Source organism: Sphingorhabdus sp. SMR4y (assembly GCF_002218195.1).
GTDB lineage: Bacteria > Pseudomonadota > Alphaproteobacteria > Sphingomonadales > Sphingomonadaceae > Parasphingorhabdus.
In genome coordinates this window covers 2,145,952-2,171,204 of sequence record NZ_CP022336.1, presented here as the reverse complement: position 1 = coordinate 2,171,204, position 25,253 = coordinate 2,145,952, and the positions used below count along the sequence as shown (strand labels likewise).

Annotated in this window: 27 protein-coding genes; 12 read left to right on the top strand and 15 right to left on the bottom strand. The window is 57.9% G+C overall.

The genetic code is table 11. From position 1 onward, the window contains the following. Nucleotides 1-88: 88 nt before the first annotated feature. The 3 genes from SPHFLASMR4Y_RS10415 to SPHFLASMR4Y_RS10405 are packed head-to-tail and all read left to right on the top strand — an operon-like array spanning nt 89 to nt 2,732. Nucleotides 89-1,144: a nitrilase-related carbon-nitrogen hydrolase gene (locus SPHFLASMR4Y_RS10415; RefSeq protein ID WP_260806939.1), complete on the top strand. Its 1,056-nt coding sequence runs from the start codon at nt 89-91 to the stop codon at nt 1,142-1,144. Continuing rightward, nucleotides 1,141-2,373, top strand: a complete 1,233-nt coding sequence (locus SPHFLASMR4Y_RS10410) for a class I SAM-dependent methyltransferase (RefSeq protein ID WP_089133478.1) — start codon at nt 1,141-1,143, stop codon at nt 2,371-2,373. Before SPHFLASMR4Y_RS10415 ends, SPHFLASMR4Y_RS10410 begins: the two co-directional genes overlap by 4 nt. Beyond that, the gene (locus tag SPHFLASMR4Y_RS10405; RefSeq protein ID WP_089133477.1) at nt 2,370-2,732 is read left to right on the top strand and encodes a hypothetical protein; all 363 of its coding nucleotides are present in this window, start codon (nt 2,370-2,372) and stop codon (nt 2,730-2,732) included. Before SPHFLASMR4Y_RS10410 ends, SPHFLASMR4Y_RS10405 begins: the two co-directional genes overlap by 4 nt. Nucleotides 2,733-2,763: 31 nt before the next feature. On the opposite strand, the gene SPHFLASMR4Y_RS10400 is transcribed toward SPHFLASMR4Y_RS10405, so the two are convergent. Continuing rightward, nucleotides 2,764-3,456, bottom strand: coding sequence for a hypothetical protein (locus SPHFLASMR4Y_RS10400; protein ID WP_089133476.1), 693 nt, complete (start codon nt 3,454-3,456; stop codon nt 2,764-2,766). Between the two features lie 104 nt (nt 3,457-3,560). On the opposite strand from SPHFLASMR4Y_RS10400, the gene SPHFLASMR4Y_RS10395 reads away from it, so the two are divergent. Both SPHFLASMR4Y_RS10395 and SPHFLASMR4Y_RS10390 read left to right on the top strand, forming a co-directional pair. Further along, a complete protein-coding gene (locus tag SPHFLASMR4Y_RS10395) occupies nt 3,561-4,289 on the top strand; it encodes a hypothetical protein (RefSeq protein WP_089133475.1) in 729 nt (242 codons plus the stop codon). A gap of 16 nt (nt 4,290-4,305) precedes the next feature. Beyond that, on the top strand, nt 4,306-5,460 hold the full coding sequence (locus tag SPHFLASMR4Y_RS10390) for an FAD-dependent oxidoreductase (RefSeq protein ID WP_186265914.1): 1,155 nt from the start codon (nt 4,306-4,308) through the stop codon (nt 5,458-5,460). Here SPHFLASMR4Y_RS10390 and SPHFLASMR4Y_RS10385 read toward each other — a convergent pair. The 8 genes from SPHFLASMR4Y_RS10385 to SPHFLASMR4Y_RS10350 are packed head-to-tail and all read right to left on the bottom strand — an operon-like array spanning nt 5,457 to nt 12,320. Then, entirely contained in the window at nt 5,457-6,494 is a 1,038-nt protein-coding gene (locus tag SPHFLASMR4Y_RS10385) for a zinc-dependent alcohol dehydrogenase family protein (RefSeq protein WP_089133473.1), read from the bottom strand. The two genes, SPHFLASMR4Y_RS10390 and SPHFLASMR4Y_RS10385, sit on opposite strands and share 4 nt — an antisense overlap. Nucleotides 6,495-6,497: 3 nt before the next feature. Next, nucleotides 6,498-6,749, bottom strand: a complete 252-nt coding sequence (locus tag SPHFLASMR4Y_RS10380) for a hypothetical protein (protein WP_089133472.1) — start codon at nt 6,747-6,749, stop codon at nt 6,498-6,500. A 2-nt stretch (nt 6,750-6,751) separates the two neighbouring features. Continuing rightward, entirely contained in the window at nt 6,752-7,936 is a 1,185-nt protein-coding gene (locus SPHFLASMR4Y_RS10375) for a class I SAM-dependent methyltransferase (RefSeq protein ID WP_089133471.1), read from the bottom strand. Between the two features lie 11 nt (nt 7,937-7,947). Then, the gene (locus SPHFLASMR4Y_RS10370) at nt 7,948-8,382 is read right to left on the bottom strand and encodes a hypothetical protein (RefSeq protein ID WP_260806938.1); all 435 of its coding nucleotides are present in this window, start codon (nt 8,380-8,382) and stop codon (nt 7,948-7,950) included. A gap of 17 nt (nt 8,383-8,399) precedes the next feature. Continuing rightward, on the bottom strand, nt 8,400-9,839 hold the full coding sequence (locus tag SPHFLASMR4Y_RS10365; RefSeq protein WP_089133470.1) for an aldehyde dehydrogenase family protein: 1,440 nt from the start codon (nt 9,837-9,839) through the stop codon (nt 8,400-8,402). After that, on the bottom strand, nt 9,836-10,759 hold the full coding sequence (locus SPHFLASMR4Y_RS10360; protein WP_089133469.1) for a polysaccharide deacetylase family protein: 924 nt from the start codon (nt 10,757-10,759) through the stop codon (nt 9,836-9,838). The genes SPHFLASMR4Y_RS10365 and SPHFLASMR4Y_RS10360 overlap by 4 nt, the downstream gene beginning before the upstream one ends. Then, entirely contained in the window at nt 10,756-11,643 is an 888-nt protein-coding gene (locus SPHFLASMR4Y_RS10355; protein WP_260806937.1) for a polysaccharide deacetylase family protein, read from the bottom strand. The genes SPHFLASMR4Y_RS10360 and SPHFLASMR4Y_RS10355 overlap by 4 nt, the downstream gene beginning before the upstream one ends. Continuing rightward, complete coding sequence (locus SPHFLASMR4Y_RS10350; RefSeq protein ID WP_089133467.1) at nt 11,640-12,320, bottom strand: isochorismatase family protein; 681 nt, start codon at nt 12,318-12,320, stop codon at nt 11,640-11,642. Before SPHFLASMR4Y_RS10350 ends, SPHFLASMR4Y_RS10355 begins: the two co-directional genes overlap by 4 nt. An 86-nt stretch (nt 12,321-12,406) precedes the next feature. Here SPHFLASMR4Y_RS10350 and SPHFLASMR4Y_RS10345 point away from each other — a divergent pair, with 86 nt between their 5' ends. From SPHFLASMR4Y_RS10345 to SPHFLASMR4Y_RS10315, 7 genes are all read left to right on the top strand, one after another. Beyond that, nucleotides 12,407-13,783, top strand: coding sequence for an alpha/beta hydrolase (locus SPHFLASMR4Y_RS10345; protein ID WP_089133466.1), 1,377 nt, complete (start codon nt 12,407-12,409; stop codon nt 13,781-13,783). Nucleotides 13,784-13,794: 11 nt separating this feature from the next. Then, nucleotides 13,795-14,298, top strand: a complete 504-nt coding sequence (locus SPHFLASMR4Y_RS10340; RefSeq protein ID WP_089134826.1) for a DUF3598 domain-containing protein — start codon at nt 13,795-13,797, stop codon at nt 14,296-14,298. Further along, complete coding sequence (locus SPHFLASMR4Y_RS10335) at nt 14,295-15,689, top strand: 3-isopropylmalate dehydratase large subunit (RefSeq protein ID WP_089133465.1); 1,395 nt, start codon at nt 14,295-14,297, stop codon at nt 15,687-15,689. Before SPHFLASMR4Y_RS10340 ends, SPHFLASMR4Y_RS10335 begins: the two co-directional genes overlap by 4 nt. Beyond that, nucleotides 15,689-16,306 carry a 3-isopropylmalate dehydratase small subunit gene (gene leuD / locus SPHFLASMR4Y_RS10330; protein ID WP_089133464.1) on the top strand — a complete coding sequence of 206 codons (618 nt, stop codon included), beginning with the start codon at nt 15,689-15,691 and terminating at the stop codon, nt 16,304-16,306. The genes SPHFLASMR4Y_RS10335 and leuD overlap by 1 nt, the downstream gene beginning before the upstream one ends. Continuing rightward, entirely contained in the window at nt 16,303-17,235 is a 933-nt protein-coding gene (locus tag SPHFLASMR4Y_RS10325) for a hydroxymethylglutaryl-CoA lyase (protein ID WP_089133463.1), read from the top strand. The genes leuD and SPHFLASMR4Y_RS10325 overlap by 4 nt, the downstream gene beginning before the upstream one ends. Continuing rightward, nucleotides 17,232-18,407, top strand: coding sequence for a CaiB/BaiF CoA transferase family protein (locus tag SPHFLASMR4Y_RS10320; protein ID WP_089133462.1), 1,176 nt, complete (start codon nt 17,232-17,234; stop codon nt 18,405-18,407). The genes SPHFLASMR4Y_RS10325 and SPHFLASMR4Y_RS10320 overlap by 4 nt, the downstream gene beginning before the upstream one ends. Nucleotides 18,408-18,625: 218 nt before the next feature. After that, complete coding sequence (locus SPHFLASMR4Y_RS10315) at nt 18,626-18,952, top strand: DUF423 domain-containing protein (protein WP_089134825.1); 327 nt, start codon at nt 18,626-18,628, stop codon at nt 18,950-18,952. A 198-nt stretch (nt 18,953-19,150) separates the two neighbouring features. On the opposite strand, the gene SPHFLASMR4Y_RS10310 is transcribed toward SPHFLASMR4Y_RS10315, so the two are convergent. From SPHFLASMR4Y_RS10310 to SPHFLASMR4Y_RS10285, 6 genes are all read right to left on the bottom strand, one after another. Beyond that, on the bottom strand, nt 19,151-20,404 hold the full coding sequence (locus SPHFLASMR4Y_RS10310; protein WP_222102925.1) for a serine hydrolase domain-containing protein: 1,254 nt from the start codon (nt 20,402-20,404) through the stop codon (nt 19,151-19,153). Nucleotides 20,405-20,549: 145 nt separating this feature from the next. Beyond that, nucleotides 20,550-22,031 carry a dihydrolipoyl dehydrogenase gene (locus SPHFLASMR4Y_RS10305; protein WP_089133461.1) on the bottom strand — a complete coding sequence of 494 codons (1,482 nt, stop codon included), beginning with the start codon at nt 22,029-22,031 and terminating at the stop codon, nt 20,550-20,552. 149 nt (nt 22,032-22,180) lie between these two features. Beyond that, a complete protein-coding gene (locus SPHFLASMR4Y_RS10300) occupies nt 22,181-22,855 on the bottom strand; it encodes an FMN-dependent NADH-azoreductase (protein WP_089133460.1) in 675 nt (224 codons plus the stop codon). 128 nt (nt 22,856-22,983) lie between these two features. Then, the gene (locus SPHFLASMR4Y_RS10295; protein WP_089133459.1) at nt 22,984-23,550 is read right to left on the bottom strand and encodes a carboxymuconolactone decarboxylase family protein; all 567 of its coding nucleotides are present in this window, start codon (nt 23,548-23,550) and stop codon (nt 22,984-22,986) included. A 111-nt stretch (nt 23,551-23,661) separates the two neighbouring features. Next, nucleotides 23,662-24,147: a YHS domain-containing (seleno)protein gene (locus SPHFLASMR4Y_RS10290; RefSeq protein WP_089133458.1), complete on the bottom strand. Its 486-nt coding sequence runs from the start codon at nt 24,145-24,147 to the stop codon at nt 23,662-23,664. A 147-nt stretch (nt 24,148-24,294) separates the two neighbouring features. Then, on the bottom strand, nt 24,295-25,119 hold the full coding sequence (locus SPHFLASMR4Y_RS10285; protein ID WP_260806936.1) for a cysteine hydrolase: 825 nt from the start codon (nt 25,117-25,119) through the stop codon (nt 24,295-24,297). Nucleotides 25,120-25,253 lie beyond the last annotated feature (134 nt).

Below are 25,253 nucleotides of genomic sequence, written 5' to 3'. Positions count from 1 at the left end.
TCGCAGACAGATGATGGCCGCCGCGATCTGCGCGTCCACGCCCACCAGTCTTCTTGCGGGTATACGGAAAAATGAAGATGAGAACAGCATGACGGACAAAATATTATATTCGGCGGTCGCCATGCAGCTGGCGGCGCGATCGGTGGAAAACACGCCCGACAAGGCCGCGGCCCGGGCGCAAATGCTGGCCATGATCGGCGAACTGGAGAGCAAGATCCGTTCCGCCACGATATTCATCCAGCAATATGCAGGTAACCCGGTAAAATTGGCGGTCTTGCCGGAATATCTGCTGACCAGCTATCCGGGACGCATCTCCATTCCGGATTTTGCGGACAAGGCGGCACTCGAGGTAGACGGACCGGAATATGAAGCCCTGGGGGCCATGGCGCAGCGGCTGAATATGTTCATCGCCGGCAACGCCTACGAGGTCGACAGGAATTTCCCCGGTCTCTATTTTCAGGCCTGTTTCATCATTGCCCCCTCCGGCGATGTTGTGCTGCGCTATAGGCGGCTGAATTCGATGTTTGCGCCGACGCCGCATGATGTCTGGTCGAAATATCTGGATATCTATGGGCTGGACGGCGTGTTTCCGGTTGCCCGTACCGAGATCGGCAGTCTGGCCGCCATTGCATCGGAAGAGATTCTCTATCCGGAAATTGCGCGCGCCCATGCGCTGCGCGGCGCAGAAATTTTCGTGCACAGCAGTTCGGAAATCGGGTCGCCGCTCGACACGCCCAAGGATATCGGCAAGCGCGCAAGAGCGCAGGAGAATATGGCCTATGTGGTTTCAGCCAACACCGCAGGAATAGAGAATAGCACGCTTCCTCTGGCATCCGCCGACGGCAATAGCATGGTCGTCGATTACAAGGGCAGGGTACTCGCCGAATCGAACAGCGGAGAAACATTTACCGCCTTTGCCGACATTGATCTGCAGGGGCTGCGCGCTGCCCGGCGAAAACCGGCGATGACCAATTTTCTCGCACGGCAGAGACTCGACCTTTTCGCCGCGACCTATGGAGCAATACGGATACACAGCGCAGACGGGCTGATAAAAGATGGTGAAACCCGAATTCCCGACCGCGATTATTTTATGCGCGCACAGGAAGAAGTGATTGAACGTATGATCAAGGAAGACCTGATATGAGCAGTGACAACAAGCTCGATGTAGCACCCCCTTATACCGCCGTTGCCCGGCATGGCGTATCGCCGGTGCCATCGCATGACGAAGTAGCGCGTTTCGATTTTCTGGCCAATTTCAACAAATTTCTGTCGGGGGCGCTCGGGCCGGGCAACAAGCTCGCCTATGATTCCCGCGTTCTGCCAAAATTCAAGAAGGAGCAGGGCCGAGAACCGAAAGACCGGTTCGAAATCCGGCATGCGATGAATGCCGATCCCTTCCACCAGTTCTGGTCGGCGCTGAAACGCAATTCGATGGAGATGCGCCAGCAGAATGGCCGGGCGATCGTGTTGCGGCAGATCGAAGAGCTCAACGCGAAGGCGCGGCAGTATAATGAAGGCCGCGATACCCTGGAACTGGATCCCGAAATCACAATTCCCCGCTATCAAAGCGCTGTCGATATCCACTGTATGCCTGGCAGCTATCATGGTGAGGAATATCCGGGTGATATCTCAACCGGGGCAAATTATGATAGCGGGCTTTTCGCCACCACGGCTGGCGGCCTGGGAGCGCTCTCCGACGGTGGCGGACAAGCGCTGGTCGAATGGATCAAGAAAACCCGGCCGGGCTGGCAACCGCGCCGTGTGCTCGATATTGGCTGTACTATCGGCCACAATATAGTTCCGCTCGCGCTCGCTTTTCCGGAATGCGAAATCATCGCGATTGATACAGCAGCCCCGGTTTTGCGCTATGCGCATGCCCGGGCGCAATCGCTGGGTGCTACCAATATCAGGTTCGTTCAGGCCAATGCCGAAGATCTGTCGCGCTGGGAGGACGGCAGTTTCGACTGGGTGCAGACGACGATGTTCCTGCACGAAACCAGCGGCAAGGCGTTGCCGAAGATACTCTCCGAAGGCTATCGCGTGCTCGCCGACGACGGTTTGATGCTGCATCTCGAACAGCCGGAATATCATGATGGCATGCCGCTGTTCGAACAGTTTCTGCGCGACTGGGATGCATTCAACAACAATGAGCCCTTCTGGTCCTCGATGCACGCGCTCGACATGAAGGAAGAAATGGTCGCTGCCGGCTTTGACCGGGGCGAATTATTTGAAACCGGTGTTCGTGCTGTGGTTGACCGGGAAATTTTCCCAGAAGCGCCGACCGGTGAAGACGAGGATCATGGGCGAGCAGCCTATTGGCATGCTTATGGTGCCTGGAAAAATTCCAACGTAGTACAGGAGGCCGCAGAATGAGCGACGCAGCATTTGACTGGATGGCGGCGGCCAATAAAAAGGCCAAAGGCAAGCGTCCCGAATATTTCGACACACCCCAGGACGAGAGAATGCTTTCGATCCTCATGGCAGTGGTTGGCGAAGTGTCTGTTCTGCGCGAGCGGATGGATACCGTCGAACGGCTGCTCGATGCAAAGGGTACGATTTCACGGGATGACATTGAAAGCTATGTCCCGGACAAGGATGCCGCCTACGAGCGTGGTGTGATGATCCGCGAATATATCTACAGGGTGATGCGCGGTCCGCACCAGATGGTCGAGGAGCTGAAACAGGCAGAACCGCCGGTCGAAGAAGTGAGCCGCGAACTCAAGGAAATTTGATCCGCGGGTCTGTCGTCTGCGGGCGGCGGCCCTAGAAGGGCTTCACCGCCCCCAGGAAGCAGACGCCTGCTATCGTGATCCAGTAGATATAGGCAGCAAAGCGTGCCTGGGCGATTTCCCGCTCGAGCGCCGCTTCCTGCACGGGATCCGGTCCCGCCGCTAGGATCCGGAACCGTTCCGTCCAGCGCCGCATGACCAGTCGCAGGAAAAGGCCAATGCACAATGCAAAGGCATAGAGAGCGATTTTGGCGGGATACCAGTGGCTGCCTTCACCGGATTCGATCGGACCGTTGCCCTGGAAGGCCAGATAGGACAGGATGAACAGGGCGATGATCAGGGGATAGCGCAGCTTTTCCTCGAGCATGGTGACGGTGATGCCGACATTGGTTTCCCGTTTGATGAAGGCGGTCCAGGTCATGGCCAGCCAGATTGCGAAAAACAGCCACATCCACCAGATTCCACTGCCTTCGAGAAACGGCACAAAACCGTATAGCTTGCCCATGTGCAACCCGAGCGGCAGCAATAATACGATTCCCGTGCGCGCCAATATGTCGATGCGATAGGCGGTTTCCATATGCCGCTTGCGCTCTTCGAGCGACAGATTGCGATTGGTGACATTATAGCTGGTCTGAAACACGCCCCATTCGCCGCCGAGCCAGTAAACCATGGCCAGGATATGGATCCAGCGCAAAATGCTCAGTTCATTTACGATCAGAAATTCCATGGGCTGCTTTCCGTTATTGCTGCGAAGGGTTAAAACTTGTCCGGACAAATTACTCTTGGCATTCCGATAATCGGCTGGCATGACAAAAACAAGGAGAAATTGTTATGAAACATCGCATCATTGAGGGGCGTCTGGAATATACATCGCGCAAACCCGGCATGGAGGGGCAGAACCGGGGCTTCGAAACATTCATGTTCACGCGGCACGGCGACGGCAAGGTGACCCTGCGTGCCCATTGCGAAATCGAGGAACCGGAGCCGACGGTGATGCGCGACGTCATTTATTCGCTGGATGAGAACAGCCAGCCGATGGATTTGCATGTCCGGCTCACAGTTGGCGATGCTTTCATGGGATCAGGCTGGATGCGCTTTGACGGAACCGATGTAGAGATGGAAAGCTTTGGCCCTTCTATCGGACGCCTATCGCAGCGGGTGAAGGCGGAGCTGCCGCTGACCGGTTTCGGCACCCATCCGATTGTGTCCGACGGCTATATGCTGTCGACCGTGGACTGGGGCACGGAGGACAAGAAATTGCTGAATTTCTACCTGCCTTCCCCCGACCACCGTGGCGCCACGCCACCACAAATCGCACAGGTGAAAATCGGCGCTCTATATATCGGCAAGGAAGAGGTGACGGTTCCTGCCGGGACTTTTACCTGCAAGCATCTGCAATTTATCGACGACGCGAGTATCGTTCCCGGTACCGGCGGGATGGCCGGCGAGCATCCGCCTTATGATGTATGGATCACCGACGACGAAGACGGCATTTTTGTTCAGGGCGGGGTCGGTGGATATATGATGACCTGGTACGAACTGGTCGAACTGAAGCGCTAGCGGCGAGGGGCTGGCCTTGAACATATTAATCATCGGGGCCGGGCTGGGCGGACTGACGGCGGCGATTGCACTGCGCAAGCGCGGGATGGATGTCGAGGTCCACGAAGCGGCCGGCAGGCTTGAGGAAACGGGAGCGGGGTTGACTCTTGGTCTCGGAGCCCAGCATGTTTTTCGCGCGCTTGGCTTGCAGGGTGCGGTGGCCGCGAAAGCCTGTCCGGCCGGCGTGCTTCCGTTCCTGCATTACCGGAACGCCCGTCTGCTGATGGGGGATTTTGACCCGGGCGACGGGCGGGCTGATGACGGAGAGGCCGATATTGTCCGCCACATCTATCGCGCTGATTTGCAGCAGGTGTTGATTGACGCTCTGGAAAGTCTCGGCGGTCGGATCTTTACCGGCCACAAGCTGGTCGAATTTACAGACGAGGGCAATCAGGTCTTAGCGAAATTTGCCAATGGCGATACGGCTGCAGGGGACTTGCTGGTGGGGGCAGACGGGGTCCGGTCGGCGGTGCGCGCGATGCTTCGGCCCGGGGACGAACCGCGGTTCACCGAACATATTGCCTATCGTTTTCTGGTGCCGATGGAGCAGGCCAGCCCATATATGGATCTGGGACGCAGCGCCATTTTCATCGGTCCGCAGCGAACCTTCAACCGTTATACCATGTGCAACGGGGAAGTCGTAAATTGCGCCGGAATAGTGGAAACAAGAGAGCCCGTGCCGGAAGGCTGGTCGATCGGTGCCACGCAAAGTGAACTGGCACAGGCATTTGCAGGCTGGCATGACGATGTCGTGGGGCTGATTGGCCATGCGTCGAACATCATCAAATGGGGTCTTTATGACCGCAAGCCGCTCGCCAGCTGGTCGCGCGGCCGAGCGGTATTACTGGGCGATGCAGCACATGCCATGCTGCCCTTTCTGGGTATGGGGGCAGCCATGGCTATCGAGGACGGCTTCATTCTGGCCAAGGCCCTGACTCAGGAACCCGATACCGACCAGGCGCTGGCTCGCTATGAAGCCGCACGGCAACCCCGTACCGAACAGGTCCATGCCGCGTCCCTCGTTCAGGGACAAGTGACGCAGGCGATAAATCCGGACCAGTTCAAGCCGGCATCGGCGCCGATGAACAATATGGCCATGATGGCGTTCAATCCGGTCGCTGCGCCGCTCTAGGACACCGGCATTTCATCCGGGCGGATAAGGATTTTCCCAAAATGGGATCCGCTTTCCAGATACCGGTAAGCCGCCGGAGCGTCGGCAAATGAAAATTGCTTGTCGACGGGATTGCTGATGCCATGTTCGGCGACAACAGCAATGGCGTCGGCCGTCATGGCACGGCTTCCCGACGCAATGCCCTTGATCGTTATATTCTTGCCGATGATTGCGCCCTGGCTGGCACTGGCTGTTGCCTGCGGTGAGCCCGATAGCGCGCCCAAAGTGCCAATCCGTCCGTTGACCGCTGTTGCCGCCACTGTTTCGCCAAGTGCCGGAAAACCAAGCGTGTCAACGACGACATCTGCGCCGCGACCGCCGGTTTTTTCCAGCAGCGCCGAGGCCCAATCTGGTCGATCACGATAATTGACGACATAGTCCGCGCCCATCTCTTGCGCGCGCGCCAGCTTATCGTCGCTGGACGAGCTGATGGCAAAGTCCGCACCCAGGGCTTTCGCCAACTGCAGGGCAAAGATAGAAACGCCGCCGGTCCCTTGCGCCAGTACCAGCTCGCCGGGCTTGACGGCGCCGAACGCGACCATGGCATGCCATACGGTACCGGCGACAACCGACAGCGAGGCGGCGGTCTGGTCGTCGACTGCATCGGGCAGGACGATAGCGGCACTGGCAGGTAGCGTGATTTTTTCAGCCAGCCAGCCATCGGCGGTGACGCCGAGATCGGTTCCGAATATTCCGAAATTATAGGGGCCATCGAGCCAGTTAAGAAAATGCGGCGCCGTGACCCGGTCGCCAACCGCAAAGCCGGCCACGCCTTCGCCAATGGCTTCGACCACTCCGACGCCGTCGGACAGGGGAATGCGGCCTTCGGGAAGATTCTCGCCGTAATTGCCGCTCAGGACCATCAGGTCACGGAAATTGAGACCGCTCGCGGTCACCTTGACCAGCAGTTCGCCAGCCCCGGCTGTTGGTTGATCACGCTCCGTCATGCGCAGACCGTCAATGCCGGTGCGTGCACCGATTTCCCAAACTTTCATCTATCAAGCTCCTTCGCGTAGCGGTGCAAAAATACGGTCTATGAATATTTTCATCTTGGCTTCCCGGTCCTCCGGATTTGCCTCGCGACCTTCCAGTGTCATGAGACGTTCTTCCTGAACCCACATTTCCTGTGCCATGTTCATGATGACCGCGACAAAGCGGTCCATGCCAGGATCGTCGAAAAATTTCGGTTTGCCATCGGGACCATAGATTTCCTTTGGCGTGTCATCGGGTTTGAATGCCGCTTCTGTCATTGTCATTTCCAGGCTCCGAAACCGAACCACATAATGCCTTCGGCAAGCCTTCCCGTCGTCTCGCTGTCCACCGCATTGGCGGCTTCATTTGCGATGGCATCGGTGACCGCATCGGCTCCGTAGACGCCGATGCTGGGAACGACGAACTGGAAATAATTGTCCGGATCGAAGCCCCCTTTCTCACAGAGCTGTTTCGGGTCCTCATCACGGAAGCCCTTGTAAAAAGGTTCGTTGTTATACCAACTGTCCCAGTCGAGATAGAATCCGTCAAAGGCATTCATCTGGCCGTTCGGCGGTAATTCCATGTGCAGCAGCAGGCCACCGGGTTTGAGCACCCGATAGGCTTCCTTGAAAGCGGCGGCCCGTGCCTTCCGCGAAAGCTCGTGCAGGAACATGGACGAGAAAACCAGATCGAAGCTCTCGTCGTCATAGTCCAGCGCCTCGGCAGACATCTGCTTGAAATGGATTTCCTGCCCCTGCATCTTGGCGCGCGCCGAAGCATAGCGAAGTCCGCCAGCCGCCGCATCAATGGCCTCGACATGGGCTGCAGGATAGGTCTGTTTCCACGGCAGGGTATTGTGACCGATGGTGCAGCCGGTATCCAGGATGCGTTCGGGTGTGAAGGTGGGGAATTTGCCGGAAACATAAGCCGCCATCGACTGGCCGATATCGTCCAGATTGGCACCCATCAGGCCCATGGAAAAGACGGCTAGCCCCTGGTCATAGACGGCGCCCGCTTCCAGGGATTCCCCGCCCCTTGTATAGCTCCCCGGCATAAGGTGCACTTCGATCCCGTCCACGTTGCGGGGGATATCAAGATCGGGATTGAGCGTTACCGAGCCAGCAGCGTTCTCGACTTTTGCGGCCTCGGCCTCCATGCGCTCGATATCGCGTTCAACGACCGATCCGGCTGCGTTCCAGACCATTTTTTGCGCTTGCACCCGCATCGCAGAATAGATGTTGAAGGCAGCATCGCCACGCAGGGCCTTATGGGCCTCGTTGCTGGTTTCCGGAGCGCGGCCGGCCTCGCGCGCAAATGCCGGCGCAGCCCGTTTGTCATAGGCGGTTCTCAAATCCCCTGCGAGATCATTGAGAATGAACGACCGGATACCGGATACAAAGCGCCCTCGCGCTGCCTCGTCGGGTTTCAGTTCCGGTTTCATCGGATGCTGCAGTTCAACGCCCATTGGTCTTGCTCCTATGTTATTCGTTTTTCGTCACATAAAGTCCGTCGATAGGGTGTGTCGTCGCGGAACCATTGCCAGGTCCGTGCTCTTGAATGTCCGTCACCGGAGATTTCGATCATTTCGGTATAGCGTTCGCCTGGTGCATCTTTCCGATCAAGTCGCAATAATATCAGGCCATCGCTCTCCCAGCCATAGCCGGCAAAGCGGTCGGTTTCCCAATAGATCCGGCCTCTCTTGTATATCCCGCCGAATTTGAAAGACTCGGTACGGCCATCCGCCCAGATCAGGTCATTATGCTGAATATAGGCATATTTGCCGCTGTCGGGAAATTCGCAGCGGGTAAGCGTGCGATGTTGGTCGAGCACGTTCCCTTCACTGTCCTGATGGCGATAGATACCATCCCAGCGGCCTTCATGCGCCAGCATATTCGGCATATTCTCCGCCATCAAGGCCCGCCACCCGGTCATGGGCGATCAGCACCGGCAAAATTCTCTTCGGCAAAATCCTGAATGCGCGCCGGACTGGCGGTTTGGCGAATAAGCGCCTGCTTGCGGAAAAACCGGGTGAGCCCGCTCTCGCCCATGCGGGACGGCCCCATGCCCGACATTTTGAAGCTCGAATTTTCCGCGTCCCAGACCATGGCGGTCATCGAGCCGTCATTGATGGAAATTGCGCCAGCTTCCAGCTGCCTGCCGACGGCTTCCGCTTCCTCTGCGTTACCAGCCAGAACTGCTGCGGAGAGGCCGTAGATACTGTCATTGGCCTGCGCGATGGCATCTTCTACCGCGTCAAAGGGGATGACCGGCAGCACGGGTCCGAAGCTTTCGTCGCGAATGATCGCCATATCCGCTCTAACATCAGCGATCACCGTGGGACGCAAATAGGTACCACCGCCCAATATTTCGACGGTCCCTCCAGCCAGAACGCGCGCACCTTTTTCGCGGGCCTCGGCTATCTGCTCGGCTATTTTCTCACCTTGTGGCGCAAAGATGAACGGCCCGATCTCGCCCTGATGAATATCAGGATAATTGAGCCGTACCCGCTCTGCCTCGTCGACCAGAGTTTCCAGGAACTTGTCGTAGATCGGACGCGCGACATAGAGCCGCTCAATCGACTGGCACGCTTGGCCGGTAGCAAGAATGCTGGCCCTGAGCGCCGTTTTTGCAGCTTCGACCGGATCGGCACTAGCCAATATGATCATAGGGTCCTTGCCGCCCAGCTCCAGATTGGCAGGAATGAACGCCTCTGCTGCAGCGATGGCAACCTTGCGGCCGGTCGCTACTGACCCGGTGAAGCAGACATAGTCGACATTGGCGACCAGCGCCTGTCCGGTAGCGGCGTCGCCGACGACAATCTCCAGCACGTGCGCCAGTTCCGGGACCTCGGCGATACTCGCCCGCAGCGGTTCGACAAATCGCGGTGTTATCTCGGAAGGCTTGATCAACGCGGCGCAGCCGGCGAATAATGCCGGGATCGCATCTATGGTGCTGAGGGTCATCGGAAAATTCCACGGGGCAATCGCGCCGAACAGTGGAAAGGGCACCAGGCGGGTAGTGTTGACGACGGTCGGATTGGCTGACGGTATATCCGTGGGCGAGTGGCGGGCGATGATCTCTGGCGCTATTTCGGCCCAGCGCCGGATTGTGCCCGGTACGCCGCCCACCTCGATGGCGGCGATGCCCGCTCTTCCGGTGTCGATGGTCAGTTGCTGGATGATAGCGCCGGCGTGTTTTTCAATAGCGTCGGCCCAGCGCAGAAGGATCGCACTGCGCTGGGAAACGGGCATGGCGGCCCATGCTGGCTGATGGCGCCGCAGCCGGTGCGCGGCAGCAGCCACACCCGCTCCATCCACGGGCGTGAACTCGTAGTCCGTTTCACCGGTACGAGGGTTGCGGACCTTCATTGCTGCCTGCGCCAATTATCGACAATGGACTCGCCGGTGGCAAAGCCGATGTCCGCGCGGGCGGCAAAACCGGCGATCAGCTTTTCGAATGCGGCGATGCGATAGGGCAGGCCCATGATATAGGGTGTCAGATGCATCGGCATCATCCGCCCGCCGAATTTGTCGGCTTCGCCGATCAGCCAGTCGGCGGCGTTGGTCATCTGTTCCGCGTAGCTGTCAACGGACTGCTGCTGGACGTTGATAATCTGGCGATCCGACAGTTCATGGTTGAGCGGCAGATTGGTGAGCGTGCCCGCCTGCGTCTGAAACGCATAGGGCAGTTCGTCGTTTGCCCAGTCGCACATATAGCTGACACCTGCATCGGCCAGCAATTTCGCCGTGCTGAAGCTCTGCGATCTGGCAATCGAGAGCCAGCCGTGCGGCCGCGTGCCGGTAGCTTTTTCCAGCATGTCCAGGGCCGTCGTGATCAGCGCCTTTTCGTCGGCCTCGGCCATTCCGCTGGCAATAGTACCGTTCATGTCGGTGCTATGCGCGATAATTTCGTGCCCGCCTGCCAGAATGTCAGCGATCAACTCGGGATAGCGTTCGGCGATCATGCCGTTGGTCGCGACTGAAATTTTCGCACCGACTTTCTCAAACGCACCAAGCAATCGGTAAATGCCTATTCGGGTGCCATATTCCCGGGCCGTATAGTGCCGATAATCGGGATAAGCGGTTTGCATATGTCCGGGCGCGCGAAACGGATCATCGCCCGGGATCATCGGGAAATATTCGAGGCTGACAACCGGCCAGATCAGCAGCTTCTTCGCATCTGGCCATTGCAGTGGCGGGCGCTCGAAGAAGTTCGAATAGGGATAATAATCATGGTCCATCCCGCGGCCACGTTTGGGATATTCGAGATAGCTCGGGTCGAGGCTCATGCTGTTTGCTCCCGGAAACGGTCGACGATGTCGCCGGCTTTCGTGACCCACGCCCGGCCATCGCCGGCAATATGTTCGAGTACCGCCTCAAATGCGCCGATGCGATGAGGCTGTCCGATCAGATAGCTGTGCAGGGGAATGCACATGACCGTCCCGGACATTTCGCCCTCTTCGGCCAGCCGGTCATATTGCCGGATCAAAGTGTCGGCATATTCGCGCGGTGACATATTGTAGATGAAAAAGCCATAATGATCGTTGACCTCGAGGCTATAGGGAATGGCGGTCAGCTTTCCCGATTTGACCTTAACATCGGTCGGCTGGTCATCATGATAGAGATCGCAAGTATAATCGAGGCCATATTCGGCGATCAGATCAAGCGTGCGGGGTGTGTGGGTGAGGGCCGGTGCCAGCCAGCCGCGGATCCGCTGACCCGTGGCGCGTTCCACGGTTTCGATGCTGTCTTCTATGATCGCGCGTTCCTGTGCCTCATCCATCCCGTAGCTGTACCGCGTGTTATAGATGCCGTGGCTGAAAAACTCCCAGCCGCGCTGGCTGGCATCTTCGACGACTTCGGGGATATGATCGCATAGCGCGACCGACAGGCTTACCGATCCGGGAAAACCGTGCTTGGTCATCATCTCGGCCATGCGCCAGTGCGAGACGCGGTTGGCATGATCCCGATGGGAATAGCCGACCACATCGGGATGCGGCTTTGCCCAGCTTTTGCGATGCGGATTGACCGCCGGATCAAGCTCGTAAAACTCCAGATTGGGAGCCACCCAGACAGCGCAGGTCTTGCCATCGGGCCATTCTATCTTTGGCCGGTTTCGGTAAGGAAGATAATCATAGAGGCCAGGGTCGGCTTTTTGCATCTCGCCCATCATCGTGCTTCCAGCCAGTCGATCACCGTCTGCACCGGTTCGACATCGGCATATTTGATCTGCAAATCCGTCAGATTGGCAAAATGGTAGCTTTCGTGCTTGTCGGCGCTGGTTTCGATCGGGACTATCGTGCGATAGCCATGGCTGAGCGCGTCGACCGCAGTCGCCCGGACGCAACCAGAGGTGGAGCCGCCGGTGACCACAACCGTATCGACCTTGTGCCAGACCAGATAGCTCGCCAGCTGGGTTTCAAAAAAGGCGCTCGGCATCCGCTTGGTATATTGCAGATCATTGGCGCCGACTTCGCAGCGCGGATCAAGCTTGTGTCGCTCGCTGCCATATTTGATATTCTGAAGCGAATCTTCGGTATCCGTACGCGTGCCCCAGACACCGGCATCACCTGCGTCATCCTTGTAGGCGACCTGGCTCCAGACCACCGGCATATCCTTTTCCCGGGCCAGGCTGGAAATCTGGTTGATATAGTCAATCTGTCTGGGATCGGTCTCATAGGCGGTCTTGAACATGTCGGTACGCGTATAGGCTTGCTGTACATCGACGTTGACGATCGCCAGCTTCTCGCCAAAGCCAAATTTTTTGCGGGCAGGATTACCAATCAGCTGGTCAAAGATTTCTCTCGCTGTGCGGCCATCTTCCACCATTTTGGTACCAATAAGCGTCATAAGTTTTGTACTCCGGATTCGATTAAAGCATCTTAATCACAAGAAAAAGCTTGTCGAGACATATTTGTCCGGACAAATTAGGGTCTATGATTACACGCCATTTTATCGACGTCGAGTCCAACGGCAATAAACGCCGCGTCCATTATCGCTTGTCGGGTAGTGGGCCGGTTTTGCTGATGGTGCACCAGAGCCCGCGCAGTTCGAAGGAATATGAGCCGCTGATGCGCAAATGGGGGCAATATTTTACCTGTATCGCCCCCGATACGCCGGGCTTCGGGCAGTCGGACCCATTGCCGGGGGCGCCGGAAATAAATGAATATGCCGACGCGCTGATCGAATTTCTCGACGCGCTGGGCGTCAGAAAATGCGCGGCTTATGGTTTTCATAGCGGCGGGATCATTCTGGTTACGGCGGTCAAGCGCCACGCGAATCATTTCACGGCGTTGGCGATCGGCGGCTATGCCATCTGGACGCCGGAAGAGATGCAGCTGTTTAGCGAACAATATCTCCCCGAATTTCATCCGTCGAAATATGGGGAGCATCTGGCCTGGTTGTGGAACCGGATATTGGAACAGAGCTGGTTCTTTCCCTGGTTTGCAACAGACGACAAGCATCGGCTGTCGGTGGCTCATGCCGATCCGCAAAGGGTGGATGCTGTGGTTCGGGAAATGCTGGATGCCGGCAATGCCTATCAGGCCGGTTATGGTGCCGTGCTGCGCGCGCCGCGGGATATACCGGGGGTGGATGCGGATGTGCCGCCTTGCCTGATCAGCGCCTATGACGGGGACCCGCTTCAGGAACATATCGACAGGCTCGGCGAGATGCCGCCGTCATGGACTGCGCGCAAGGTGGCCACCCCGGATGATCACCAGCGACTCAGTCTGGAGCATCTGCAACAGACAACCACGCCGGAGACCAGTCATTTGAACGAGGTGGCGGACGAAGGTTTCGTTTCTGTCCAATCGGACGGATTTGCAGGTCTGGTTCACTGGCGGGGAAACAGATCTGCGGCGACATTGGTTCTGCATGCACCAGGCAGGTCAGCGCCTGTTCACCCCGGAGATGATGCTTTGTACATCGATCTGGCCGGGCACGGCCTGTCGGACGACTGGCAGGGGCAGGCCCCCACAGACTGGGACAGCTGGGCGAATTTCATCGCCGCCTGCGCAACGCGTTTGGGCACCGACACTGTCCGGTACGAGGCCCTGCCAGCCGGCGACCCTGATCTGCTCTATCCCGATCTTTCGGCGGACCGCTTCGGCACCTATTTGACGAAGGCATGGCAGATTGTCCGGGCGGCGCAAATGTTTGAGCCATGGTATGAAGCGACAGCAGCCCATGCCGTATCATTTGATCCCGACCAGCTGACACCCAAGATATTGGCCGAGCGCCATCTCGAACTGCTCAATGCCCGGGCAGCCAGAGAATATCATATTGCATCACAGAAGAAACAGACGAGTTGAAGAAGGGAAATATGATGGGAATTCGCGAAAATATGCCACTGCTGGCGCGTCACGAGGGCGTTTGGGATGGAACCTATACCTATTTCAATGCGCAGAACGAAAAGATTGACGAACATGCATCGCGCTTGCTGTGCCGTTTCCCCGATGATGATCGCAAGGCACCCTATCATCAGACCAACCACTATACATGGGCGGATGGAAAGACCGAAATCCGGGAGTTCCCCGCAGAATATCGGGACAACAGGATCTGGTGGAACAACGATCTTATTGTCGGCTGGGCTGCTGAAGTTCCGCTCGATGAATATAACCGCACAGTGATGCTTTACTGGCAACGCACTGGCGATCCTTCGCTTTATCTATACGAGCAAATCCAGATCAGTGATGACGGGCAGAACCGTTGCCGGACCTGGCACTGGATCCGGGATGGTAAGCTGGAAACGCGTACCGCGATACAGGAGGTTTTTGTGACGAAAGACTGGCGCGCGGTTGACAAGGAAATGGGGAATAGCATCTGACACATCCACGGACTCTTTTTGACAAATTATGGCACAGCCACGTGGTGGCTGATCTGCCGGGTGGCGGCGTGCTCATAGCTATCGACCGGGTGTTCCTGCACGAGCGGACAGGAGCCGCGGCACTGAATTCGCTGGCTGACGCAGGCCGCAAGGTCGCAGATCCGTCGCGGGTTTTTGCGGTTACGGATCATATTGTCGACACGCGGCCGGGCCGCAGCGACCAGACGCTGATGCCCGGTGGCCAGGCCTTCATAACCGAGACTCGGGCCGCCGCCAGGGCAGCGGGTATTACGCTGTTCGATGTCAATGACCCCGACCAGGGGATCGTCCATGTGATATCACCGGAACTCGGTATCGTCCTGCCCGGTACCACAGTCATCGCGCCCGACAGCCACACCTGTACGCAAGGGGCTTTTGGCGCGCTGGCCTGGGGGATCGGATCTTCGGAAGCAGAGCATGCGATGGCAACCGGTACCCTGCGCCTGTCCAAGCCGAAGAGTATGCGCGTCACATTCAATGGCAGGCTATCCCCCGGTACTACCCCGAAAGACATGATCCTGACGCTGCTGGCGCGATATGGTGCGGCTGGCGGCAAGGGCCATGCGGTAGAATTTGCCGGAGAAGCAGTGTCGGCTCTGGACATGGAGGGGCGGATGACATTGTGCAACATGGCGACAGAGTTTTCCGCCATGTCCGGTTTCATCGCGCCGGATGACAGGACCTTCGAATATTTGAATGGTCGCCGCTATGCGCCGGCTGGTGCCGAATGGCAGCAGGCTGTGGAAAACTGGCGTGAACTGGCAAGCGACGGCGGGGCCGTTTTTGATCAGGAAATAGAGATTGATGCCGGCACGATTACACCTATGGTAAGCTGGGGCACCAATCCGGGCCAGACTTGCGGCATTGATGATAGCGTCCCGGACGACGCTCCGTCAGCGCCGCTGGACTATATCGGCCTGACGCCGGACCAGCCGATTGAGGGTGTACCCATCGACGCCGCATTCATCGGCAGTTGCACGAACAGCCGGCTGTCCGATTTGCGCCGGGCTTCGGCTCTGCTCAGGGGACGGAAGGTGGCCGCCGGGATCAAGGCAATTTGCGTGCCCGGCTCGTCCCGCGTCAAGCGCGAAGCCGAGGCCGAGGGGATCGACGAAATTTTCAGAAACGCCGGATTTGAATGGCGCGAGAGCGGCTGTTCTATGTGTTTCTACGCGGGGGGCGAAAGTTTTGCCGCCGGTTCACGGGTAATCTCGACGACCAACCGTAATTTTGAAAGTCGGCAGGGACCAAATGTCCGGACCCATATCGCCAGTCCGGAAACGGTGGTTGCCAGCGCGATCGCCGGTGTGATTGCCGATCCCCGCGATTTGTTGGAAAGCGAAGCAGTCTGATGGCGGAACCCTTTGATACTCTGACTTCGTTGCCGATGCCACTGATCCGCGACAACATCGATACGGACCAGATCATCCCGTCCCGTGAGATGAAGAGCACCGGCAAGACGGGACTGAGCGATGGCCTGTTTGCCGGCTGGCGTTACAAGGAGATTGGCGGACGGGAGGCCAATCCTGCATTCGTGATGAATGATCCGGTCTACGCCGACAGCAAGATCATTCTCGGCGGTGCCAATTTCGGTTCCGGATCCAGCCGGGAACATGCGGTGTGGGCGCTAGCGGAATATGGCTTTCGCGCGGTGATTGCCCAAAGCTTCGCGCCGATTTTCGCTGGCAATTGCGTGCGCAACGGTATCCTGCCAGCGGTTCTCGATGCCGCTGCGATAGCGACGATCGAACAGTCCCGTGCACCGGTTACCATCAACCTGCAGGATCAGAATATCGTGAGCGCGAGCGGTCATAGCTGGGATTTCCCGATCGACGGGGAAGCGAAGGCGATGCTGCTGGACGGACTGGACGCCATCGACCTCAGCCTGAAAATGGCCGATGATATTGCCCGCTGGCAGCAATCCGATCGCGCCGCGCGCCCGTGGATTTATTTAGGAGCAAGTACATGACAAAATCCGTGACGATCAGCGAAGTCGGGCCGCGCGACGGTCTGCAAAGCGTCGATCGTGTGATGGCAACCGAAGCGAAAAAGGCTTGGATAAAGGCCGAAGCCGAGGCGGGCGTGAGCGAGATTGAGGTCGGCAGCTTCGTGCCGCCCGCCCTGTTGCCGCAGATGGCTGACACGGCAGAGATCGTCGCTTTTGCCAAGACCATTCCCGGTCTCGAGGTGGTCGCGCTCATTCCCAATGTGAAGGGCGCCGAACGGGCCATCGCCTGCGGTGTCGACAAGATGTCGATTCCCTTTTCCATGTCGGAAACCCATTCGATCAACAATGTTCGCAAGGATCATCCCGCAATGCTGGCCGAGATCCGGGCCATCGCCGATCTGGTCGCCCAGCAGCCTGCGGGCCAGCGGCCCTATTTTGAGGTCGGCCTCTCGACCGCTTTCGGTTGTACGCTGGAGGGGCCTGTGCCGGATGACCAGATTGCCCGCCTGGCCGAAGCCGCGATGGAAGCCGGGGTTGCGGAATGCGGGCTTTCCGACACCACCGGCTATGCCAATCCCGCGCAGGTGACGCGGCTGGTGCGCAGGGTGAAAGCGGCAATCGGGGCGGACAAGCTCAATACGCTGCACCTTCACAACACGCGAGGACTGGGTCTTGCAAATGTCATGGCGGGCCTTGCGGAAGGCATCACCACCTTTGACAGTTCGCTGGGTGGTCTCGGCGGATGTCCCTTCGCGCCCGGCGCTTCGGGCAATATCGTGACCGAAGATCTTGTTTTCATGCTGGAAGCGATGGGCATCGATACCGGAATCGATCTGGAGAAGCTTCTGAAGGTCCGCGATATCGTGGCCGAGGCGCTCCCCGGCGAACCCCTGTACGGCTTCACCCCTGACGCCGGACTCCCCCTTGGATTTCAGAAAGCAGCAGCATGACCCAGACTACGCCCCTTGCAGGACTCAAGGTAATCGAATTTACCCATATGGTCATGGGCCCGGCGGTCGGTGCGATTCTCGCCTCACTGGGGGCGGAAGTGATCCGGGTGGAACCAATCGGCGGTGATCGTACGCGCAACCTGGTCGGCTCGGGATCGGGCTATTTCCCGATGTATAACCGGCACAAGCAGAGCATTTCTCTCAACCTCAAGGATCCGGAAGGGCTGGCTATTGCCCGAAAGCTGGCTGCCGATGCCGATATCCTGATCGAGAATTACCGCCCCGGCGCGATGGACCGTCTGGGTCTTGGCTATGAGGCGCTGGCGGAAAATAACGAGCGGCTGATCTATTGCTCGGAAAAAGGATTTCTGCCTGGTCCCTATGAAAATCGTACGGCGCTGGACGAAGTCGCGCAGATGATGGGGGGACTGGCTTATATGACCGGCCCTCCCGGCCAACCCCTGCGTGCTGGTTCGAGCGTTATTGATGTGACGGGCGGGATGTTCGGTGTCATTGCCATTCTCGCGGCCGTCGAACAGCGGCATCGCACCGGCAAGGGACAGAAGGTCCAGAGTTCGCTGTTCGAAACGACTGTCTATCTGATCGGCCAGCATATGGCGCAGAAAGCGGTTACCGGCAAAGCCGCCGATCCAATGCCCGCCCGGATTTCTGCATGGGCCATTTACGACGTTTTCCAGACCAAGGACGATCCGATTTTCATCGGGGTCGTCACCGATGCACTGTGGGAGAAATTCTGCAAATTATTCGCGCTGGACGACCTCTGGGCCGACGAAGACATTCGTGAAAACAACAATCGCGTGGCGGCGCGCGACCGGATCATGCCGCGGATTCGCGAACTGATAGCGACTTACAGGCGGGATGATCTGATTGCCTTGCTCGACGGTACGGGATTGCCCTTTGCTCCGATCGCACGGCCGGAGGACATGTTCGATGACCCGCATCTGACAGCCAGTGACGGGCTCGAAGAGGTGACTTTGGCTGACGGCACACAAACCAGACTGCCGGCCTTGCCGATCGAAATGAACGGAGCACGTTTGTCGGCTCCGGCTACGCTGAAGGCCGAAGGGGCCGATACCGCCTCGATATTGGAGGAACTCGGCTTTACCGCAGAACAGATCAGCGCGCTGCAGGCCGACGGCATCGCTCAATAGCCGACAAGCCGCCGGGATGAGCGGTATCGGCTCGTACTTGTCGCTCGTCCGGACCATGAATATTTCCATGTCGGTTTCCCGGTTCTATAGCCTTGTCCGGTGAAGATGGAATCCGGACGATATCGACAGTCGTTATGGCCCGATCAGACTCTGTTATGGCGGACACACAGCGGCTGCAATCGTCCCGCGATTGTTCGGGAAGGAAAGGGACAAATATGCTGATCGGATGTTTTGCCGCTATTTCGGCAGCCGTTGCCGTGGCAGCCGGTGCCTTCGGGGCTCATGCTGCACCGGGACCACAGGAAGCCGAGTGGTTGAGAACCGGCGGGTTTTACCAATTGCTTCATGCCATTGCTGCACTGGCGCTCATGGGCTCCGCGAAAGGCCCGGCAATCGTGCTGCTCGCTGGCTCTGTCCTGTTCGCCCTCACGTTATACGCCATGGCATTGGGCGCACCTCAGTGGCTCGGCGCAATAACCCCGATCGGCGGAACCTTGCTGATCGGGGGCTGGCTATGGGCCGGCTGGATATATTTTCGCGGCTAGAATTCTACCGGGCTGAAAATAGCGCAGGTCAGGACAACGCGCTGAAGGAACCTCGCTTTTAATCCTGCAGATCCAGATGATGCCGCTGGCGAGGCTGGCGCATGAAGCGACGATTTCCGGCTCATCCGTTTTCAGCCGCGCATTTGCCGGAACGCCGCCGGTTTAGCCGATGCGCTTGGCTTCAAGTAGCTTATCATACTAGGTTTTGCGGCGCCTCCAGCCCGATGCAATGCCGAGCAACAGGATCACCAATGATCCCGCTCCTGCCCATAAAATCCAGGTCGAGAGGCCCATCGCGAAAGCCAGATTGTCAACCCTTCCGGTTTTCCAGAAAACCCATTCGCTTGCGAGACGGGTGGCGAGCAGATCGCTTCCGGTTTCCAGGATGACAATCCCGTCGCCGGTGGCAGGGTCGAGCCGCGCAGCCGTGTTGATCGCCGGTTCGTTATTCCCGTCGTGACCGATGATGAAGTCTCCCGCATTATTCGGTGCATAGAGCATTGTTCCCAAGCCCCAGATATCGGCGCCCATCTGGGACGCGTGCGGCTGGCGCATCAACCGCATGCTGGCTTCAGACAGGACGCGTTGCCCTGACCCCGGCCCCTGTGCTGCCAGGAAAAGAGCCATGTCCCGGCTGCTGGTAAAAAGGGAAGTGGCGGCCAATGAACTGTAATATTTCAGCGGTTCGACATTCCCCTCGAGATCAAAATTTTCTGCGAGCCCCAGTCCGGCGGCTTTCTTGTGGTCAAAACCGCTTTGCGACATGTTCAGCGGCTCGAATACCCGTTCAGCCATATAATCGGTAAATGGCTGGCCCGAAACTTCCTCGATCAGCAGTTGTAGAAGCGTGTAGCCGCCGCCGGAATAATTCCAGCCTGAACCGGGTTCGATGCCGACCTTAACGATGCCGCTTTTCCCCGGTGAAGCGTCCAGCGCTCGGTCAAGCGAGCTTTCGAGAGATTGCACCGCGCTGTCGGAATCGAAACCGGCATAGCCAAGACCGTCGTCCAACCCTGCTGTATGGCTGAGCAGCCGCCGGGTGGTCACACCATCATTATCGAATGGGCCGGTGGGCAGTTGCCAGCGAGTGAGATAACGCGATACCGGTTCATCCAGGTCTATGACACCATCCTCGACAAGAGTCATGACGCCCCATGCGGCGAGCCACTTGCTCAACGAAGCGACCTGAAACACCGAATTTTCGTCAACCGGCTTACCCGTGGAAGAATGATAGCTTGCAGCAACCTCGCCGCCTTCGACCAAAAGCATGCTCAGATTGCCGCGATGGTTTCGCTCAACAATATCGGCGGCTGCCGCCACAAAAGATTGCGCTGAGGCATCAGTGGCGATTGGACGTTTGAGCCATCCCTCGCTGCCGATGACAAAGATCGAGCCGGACCAGATGACGATAGCCGATAATGTTAAGGCTGCGATGCCGATCATTTTTTTCATGACGTTCTCCATTCATTTGCAGGCATTGCTGCGTTCGCCTTTTTCTGGCAAGGATTTCTAGTGTTTTCAGGTCGATGGCGGGCGGTTCTGCCCATAATTTGTCTTGCAGCGCTATCTTCATCATCTTTCCGCAAAAGACCATGGATCAGGCTCCCGGTCCGCAATCAATACATTGCAGTGGAGGATTGGGGCCAAATCCAAGAGCATGGTTCAGATTTCTGAAGGCTGTGCGCACGCCCTCTTCCAGTACGGGATGGTAAAACGGCATTTGCAGGATTTGCTCCACGGTCATGTTGGCCTGAATGGACCAGGCCAGAAGATGCGCGATATGTTCAGCTGAAGGGCCGATCATTTCGGCTCCGAGAAACCGTGCGCTGCCGTGTTCGGCATAAAGCCTGAGGATGCCCTTGTTGAGACCCATCACCCGGGCACGGCCCTGGTCCTCAAATGAAACTTCTCCGGTCGCGAAGTGGCATCCCGGTCTAGCCAAGAGCGAGGCATGGCTGGCCCCGACCATAGCAATTTGCGGATCGGAGAAAACGATGCCGATCGGGGTGCGGCGAGATCGTCTGTATGAATGCGGAAAGCGCGCTGCATTCTCTCCGGCCAAGCGGCCCTCATCTGCCGCTTCGTGCAGCAGCGGCAGGTCAAGCGCAGCATCGCCGGCAATGAATATATGGGTGTCGCCAACGCGGCCGGACAAGGGGTCATATTGAGGCACGCCCGTCGTTCCGAGCGGCAGGCCGGTATTCTCGAGACCGATTTTATCAATATTGGGCCTGCGACCGGTGGCTGCGACCAGATAGTCGAAGCCGGCTTCCTGATCCGCCGCTTCGCCCCAGCGCACCGCGACAGTATCCCTTTTGCGCGAAATCCGGGTGTCAGCGTTCCAGATGGCCGGAAACTCGCCAGAAAAAATGTCGGTCGCATATTGGCGCACCACTGGATCGGTTAGTGGCCCGGCCTGACCGCCCCTTCCGAAAAGACGCACGCGCACTCCCAGCCGGTGCAGGGCCTGCCCCAATTCCAGCCCGATGACACCAGCCCCGAATACCGCGACCGAACCGGGCAGATCGGTCCAGTCAAATATATCATCATTGACGATCAGCCTTTCGCCGGCGGCGAATAATGCTTGGGGAATGGCGGGCCGCGAACCGGTGGCGATGACTATCGTGCGGGCAGAAATCTTGCGTCCGCTGCTCAACCGAAGCGTGTGATCGTCTTCGAAGCGGGCATATTCCCTTATTATCTCGCCCTTGTCGAATCCATGGACAGCCTCTGTGACAAAACCGACAAAGCGGTCACGCTCGCCACGTACCCGTTTCATCACGGCTATGCCGTCGATCGCCGGATCGTCATATCGGACCCCGAACATGGGAGTCCTGGACCCCGCATGCGCTGCCTCGGCTGCTGCGATCAGGAGTTTGGAAGGCATGCAGCCCACGCGCGCGCATGTTGTGCCTAGTGGCCCGCCATCGATCAGTGCAACGCGATCGCTATATTGCGAAGCTTCACGATAGGCCGCCATTCCGGCTGTGCCAGCGCCGATGATGGCGACATCGAAATCGAATTCACCGGCGCCAGATATCGGCCTGTAGCTGTTGGTGATTACCGTTTGATTGGTCATGGAAAAAGATCCTGATGATTTTAGAGAGAGCGAGACGGGGTAAGTGAAAACCCACCCACTCGGCTTTGCCGATCATTGCGCCAGGAGCATGCTGTGGCCGCGCCTATCTGCCTCGCGTGTCGCAGGTGCATTTTCTTCAGGTAGAGCGATCATGCTGCCGACTTCCTGCGGTCTGGGTTCAGGGGGAGCGTCGTGACCAGTGTTTCGACCAAGGGATCGAGCGCTGCAAAGGCTGCTTTATGCGAGGCTTCAAAGCGTTCGTCGCCAAACTCCTGATACTCGATCCCGACCTGATGAATGGTCTCCACGCCAAGATAGCGCGATGCCGTGCGGACATGCGGAGTCAGGCTGTTGCGCCCTTCATTGGGCCCTCCAGCAGCGAAGCCGAATTCCCCCCATGAAGTGAGCAGGATGAGGGTCTTGCCAGCCAATATCGGCTCAAGCGGGGCATCGCCGCGAGTGAGATCGAAGGTAAAAGTCTTGTCGATTCTTACAACCTGGTCGAACCACGCTTTGAGCGCGGCGGGCATGCCGTAGTTGTACATCGGCGTTGCCATGACGATGATGTCGGCACCGGCCACTTCGGCAATCAGTTCGTCTGATAGCGCAAGAAGCTGTTGCTGATCGGTCGACCGATCCTTTGCAAAAGCCGCTGCAATCCAGTCTTCACTGATGATTGGAGGCGGATTGGCGCCGACGTCGCGCAGGACAATCTCATCCTGCGGACGCCGCTCACGCCAGCTTTGCGTGAAGCTGTCGGCCAGTTCCCGGGTAAGCGAACGCGTGATCCGCGCGCTGGCATCAATGCGTAATAGTCTAGTCATTTTTCAGGTCTCCTGCAGTGGCGGCAAACTCTGGTCAGCGGGTAATCTCGCGGTCGAAGTGGACGCGGTTAGCCTTCCCGAGGGATATCGGCTGTGTGCGTGACAGAATGGACCAGATTTGCCTTGTATCAGCCCATGTCGACGAGGTCGGTCGTCCAGGCGTTTGGTTCGAATGCAGCGTCCAGTTCGGTGGCCGCGATATGGTTGGTATAGTTCGACATGACCTTGAGGGCCGTGCCGAGAACAACTTCCAGAATATTCTGCCGGGTGTAGCCCGCGCCAAGAAATGCCTCGATATCTGAAGTTTCGGGCCAGCCGCGCGTTTTGTTGATCACGGCGGCGAAAGTACGAAGCGCCTCGAGCTTGGGATCATTGATCGGCGTATCGGTGCGCAGGGCCTCGATTATATCCTGCGGGACACCGGCGCCTTGCGAGATCGAAGTGTGGGCAGCCATGCAATAATGACAGGCGTTCAACCGGTTATTCGTCATCAGAATGATTTGGCGCTCGGCCTCTGACAGATCGGTTTTGTCGAAAATGCCTGCCAGCGTCATATAGCCTTCGAGCAGGGCCGGGGCCTCGGCCATCGTTCCGAGCAGGTTGGGAATAAAGCCGTATGCGCTTGTGGCGGCATTCAGCAAGGGCTGTGCGTCTTCGGGTGCGGTTTCGAAGTCGTGGGTGGTGAAAGATGTCATTGCAATCGGTCCTTTGAATGGGGTCGTGCCTGACGAGAGACACGAACGGGAGAGGGTGTTTTTCCGGCATGGACGGCTGGCCTTGCGGAATAGCCAGCCGTCCTGCGGGGATCAGAGATCTTCGACTTTGCTGTGCTTGATGGTCGGCCATTTCTCTTTGGCGGTGCGCAGCGTGTTTTCCTTGTCAGCGAGGTAGCTCTGGAAAACAGCGGCGTTGACGAAGAGATAGAGCTTGCCTTCCACGATGTCCGCATACTGCGGATCGCCATCGAGTTTCTTGCCGAGGGCAACCGCATAGGCACAGAAACCACCATATTGCGGCAGATAACGCTCTGGATCGGATTGGAACCGTTCCGCCGTCAGTCCGGACGCGAAATAATAGGTCACGCCATCGTGAACGACCGCATGGCTTGCTTCGCCAGGCGCAACAGCGTTCATCGTGCTGAGTACAACCGTGTCGACGCCATGGACGCCCAATCCGGCGCCATCCAGAGTATAGCCGTTGGTGACATTATATTCGTCAGTCGCATGAGCGGGTGCCGAAAAGCCTGCGGAAAGCGCGATGGCGAGGGCAAGGCTGGTTGGCAAAATACGCATAATTTATCTCCTTTGAGTTTTCAAAAAGGGGGACGGTGACCGATGAAGCCGGGATCGGGGGGCAATGGGCATTCCCGGTCACCGTCCGTTCGGCTGGAGCAGGGGGAGAGGGGTCAGTGGCTCCAGCCAAAGATCAAGAGGGTTGGGCTATTTGCTGCGATAGGCAGCCCTGATCGCCTTGACGGTGTTGTCGGTGTTGTCGACAGCACTGGCAATCATGCGGAAGTTCACGAGCGAAGCATCGTAGCCGTTATAATGTTCGGTGATGGCACCGGCGGTGGCATCGGTGACAACCATGACTTCAAAGCCTGCCTCGATCAGCGACCGCATGTGCGATTCCGTGCAGAGGTTCGAGGACATGCCACCCAGAATGACTTTGGAAATTCCTGCCTTGCGCAGCTGCAGAGCCAGATCGTTGCTGTCAGGGCCATACACCTTGTGCGGGCTGGTCACGACTGTCCGGCCATTATTTATGTAAGGCTTGTACTGGTCGAGCCAGTCGGCACCTGACCCTTCAAAGGCTTCGAGGGTGAGGGCATGCGGGCGGTCGAACATGCCAATGGAATGCATCAGCGTTTCAAGCGTGCCTTCGAACTGCCAGCGATGGTCGTGCTTGAAATAATAGTGGGGAGAGACGAACACCGGCATGCCGGTTTGATCAGCAACCTTGAACAGCGCTCCCAGATTTTCAACGGTGCGGTTCCGGGTGATGCTTTCACCAACAACGCCCCAGGTCACACCGTTGGGCGACAGAAAGTCGTTTTGCGGGTCAGTGATGACGATCGCGGTTGTCGCAGGATCAATCTCGAATCCCGGCATCGGCAATCCGTCGTTGACCGGAGGCTGGGTTGCGGTTGCGGCGCGGGATTCTTCCTGTGCGGCCGCGCCGCCGCTAGCCATGCCAATTGTTGCGATAGACGCTAGCAAGGCAATGGCCAGCTTGCGCGAAGGCTTGGGGGGGTGGTTCATCATTCATTCCTCAGCAAGTGTTTCAACCTGCCAACTCGCCTGGGGCATATATCCGGACCTACAGGTCAAATATTGCTGTTCGCCGGACCTGGCCTTGGAGTTGACGATGACTGGATTACGCCGACCGAGCGCGGTAT

Bases quoted from the DNA above. Each gene is read 5' to 3' on its own strand.
- SPHFLASMR4Y_RS10415 (WP_260806939.1), top strand. From the start codon at position 89: ATGACGGACAAAATATTATATTCGGCGGTCGCCATGCAGCTGGCGGCG.
- SPHFLASMR4Y_RS10410 (WP_089133478.1), top strand. From the start codon at position 1,141: ATGAGCAGTGACAACAAGCTCGATGTAGCACCCCCTTATACCGCCGTT.
- SPHFLASMR4Y_RS10405 (WP_089133477.1), top strand. From the start codon at position 2,370: ATGAGCGACGCAGCATTTGACTGGATGGCGGCGGCCAATAAAAAGGCC.
- SPHFLASMR4Y_RS10400 (WP_089133476.1), bottom strand. From the start codon at position 3,456: ATGGAATTTCTGATCGTAAATGAACTGAGCATTTTGCGCTGGATCCAT.
- SPHFLASMR4Y_RS10395 (WP_089133475.1), top strand. From the start codon at position 3,561: ATGAAACATCGCATCATTGAGGGGCGTCTGGAATATACATCGCGCAAA.
- SPHFLASMR4Y_RS10385 (WP_089133473.1), bottom strand. From the start codon at position 6,494: ATGAAAGTTTGGGAAATCGGTGCACGCACCGGCATTGACGGTCTGCGC.
- SPHFLASMR4Y_RS10380 (WP_089133472.1), bottom strand. From the start codon at position 6,749: ATGACAGAAGCGGCATTCAAACCCGATGACACGCCAAAGGAAATCTAT.
- SPHFLASMR4Y_RS10375 (WP_089133471.1), bottom strand. From the start codon at position 7,936: ATGGGCGTTGAACTGCAGCATCCGATGAAACCGGAACTGAAACCCGAC.
- SPHFLASMR4Y_RS10370 (WP_260806938.1), bottom strand. From the start codon at position 8,382: ATGGCGGAGAATATGCCGAATATGCTGGCGCATGAAGGCCGCTGGGAT.
- SPHFLASMR4Y_RS10365 (WP_089133470.1), bottom strand. From the start codon at position 9,839: ATGAAGGTCCGCAACCCTCGTACCGGTGAAACGGACTACGAGTTCACG.
- SPHFLASMR4Y_RS10360 (WP_089133469.1), bottom strand. From the start codon at position 10,759: ATGAGCCTCGACCCGAGCTATCTCGAATATCCCAAACGTGGCCGCGGG.
- SPHFLASMR4Y_RS10355 (WP_260806937.1), bottom strand. From the start codon at position 11,643: ATGATGGGCGAGATGCAAAAAGCCGACCCTGGCCTCTATGATTATCTT.
- SPHFLASMR4Y_RS10350 (WP_089133467.1), bottom strand. From the start codon at position 12,320: ATGACGCTTATTGGTACCAAAATGGTGGAAGATGGCCGCACAGCGAGA.
- SPHFLASMR4Y_RS10345 (WP_089133466.1), top strand. From the start codon at position 12,407: ATGATTACACGCCATTTTATCGACGTCGAGTCCAACGGCAATAAACGC.
- SPHFLASMR4Y_RS10340 (WP_089134826.1), top strand. From the start codon at position 13,795: ATGATGGGAATTCGCGAAAATATGCCACTGCTGGCGCGTCACGAGGGC.
- leuD (WP_089133464.1), top strand. From the start codon at position 15,689: ATGGCGGAACCCTTTGATACTCTGACTTCGTTGCCGATGCCACTGATC.
- SPHFLASMR4Y_RS10325 (WP_089133463.1), top strand. From the start codon at position 16,303: ATGACAAAATCCGTGACGATCAGCGAAGTCGGGCCGCGCGACGGTCTG.
- SPHFLASMR4Y_RS10320 (WP_089133462.1), top strand. From the start codon at position 17,232: ATGACCCAGACTACGCCCCTTGCAGGACTCAAGGTAATCGAATTTACC.
- SPHFLASMR4Y_RS10310 (WP_222102925.1), bottom strand. From the start codon at position 20,404: ATGAAAAAAATGATCGGCATCGCAGCCTTAACATTATCGGCTATCGTC.
- SPHFLASMR4Y_RS10305 (WP_089133461.1), bottom strand. From the start codon at position 22,031: ATGACCAATCAAACGGTAATCACCAACAGCTACAGGCCGATATCTGGC.
- SPHFLASMR4Y_RS10300 (WP_089133460.1), bottom strand. From the start codon at position 22,855: ATGACTAGACTATTACGCATTGATGCCAGCGCGCGGATCACGCGTTCG.
- SPHFLASMR4Y_RS10295 (WP_089133459.1), bottom strand. From the start codon at position 23,550: ATGACATCTTTCACCACCCACGACTTCGAAACCGCACCCGAAGACGCA.
- SPHFLASMR4Y_RS10290 (WP_089133458.1), bottom strand. From the start codon at position 24,147: ATGCGTATTTTGCCAACCAGCCTTGCCCTCGCCATCGCGCTTTCCGCA.
- SPHFLASMR4Y_RS10285 (WP_260806936.1), bottom strand. From the start codon at position 25,119: ATGATGAACCACCCCCCCAAGCCTTCGCGCAAGCTGGCCATTGCCTTG.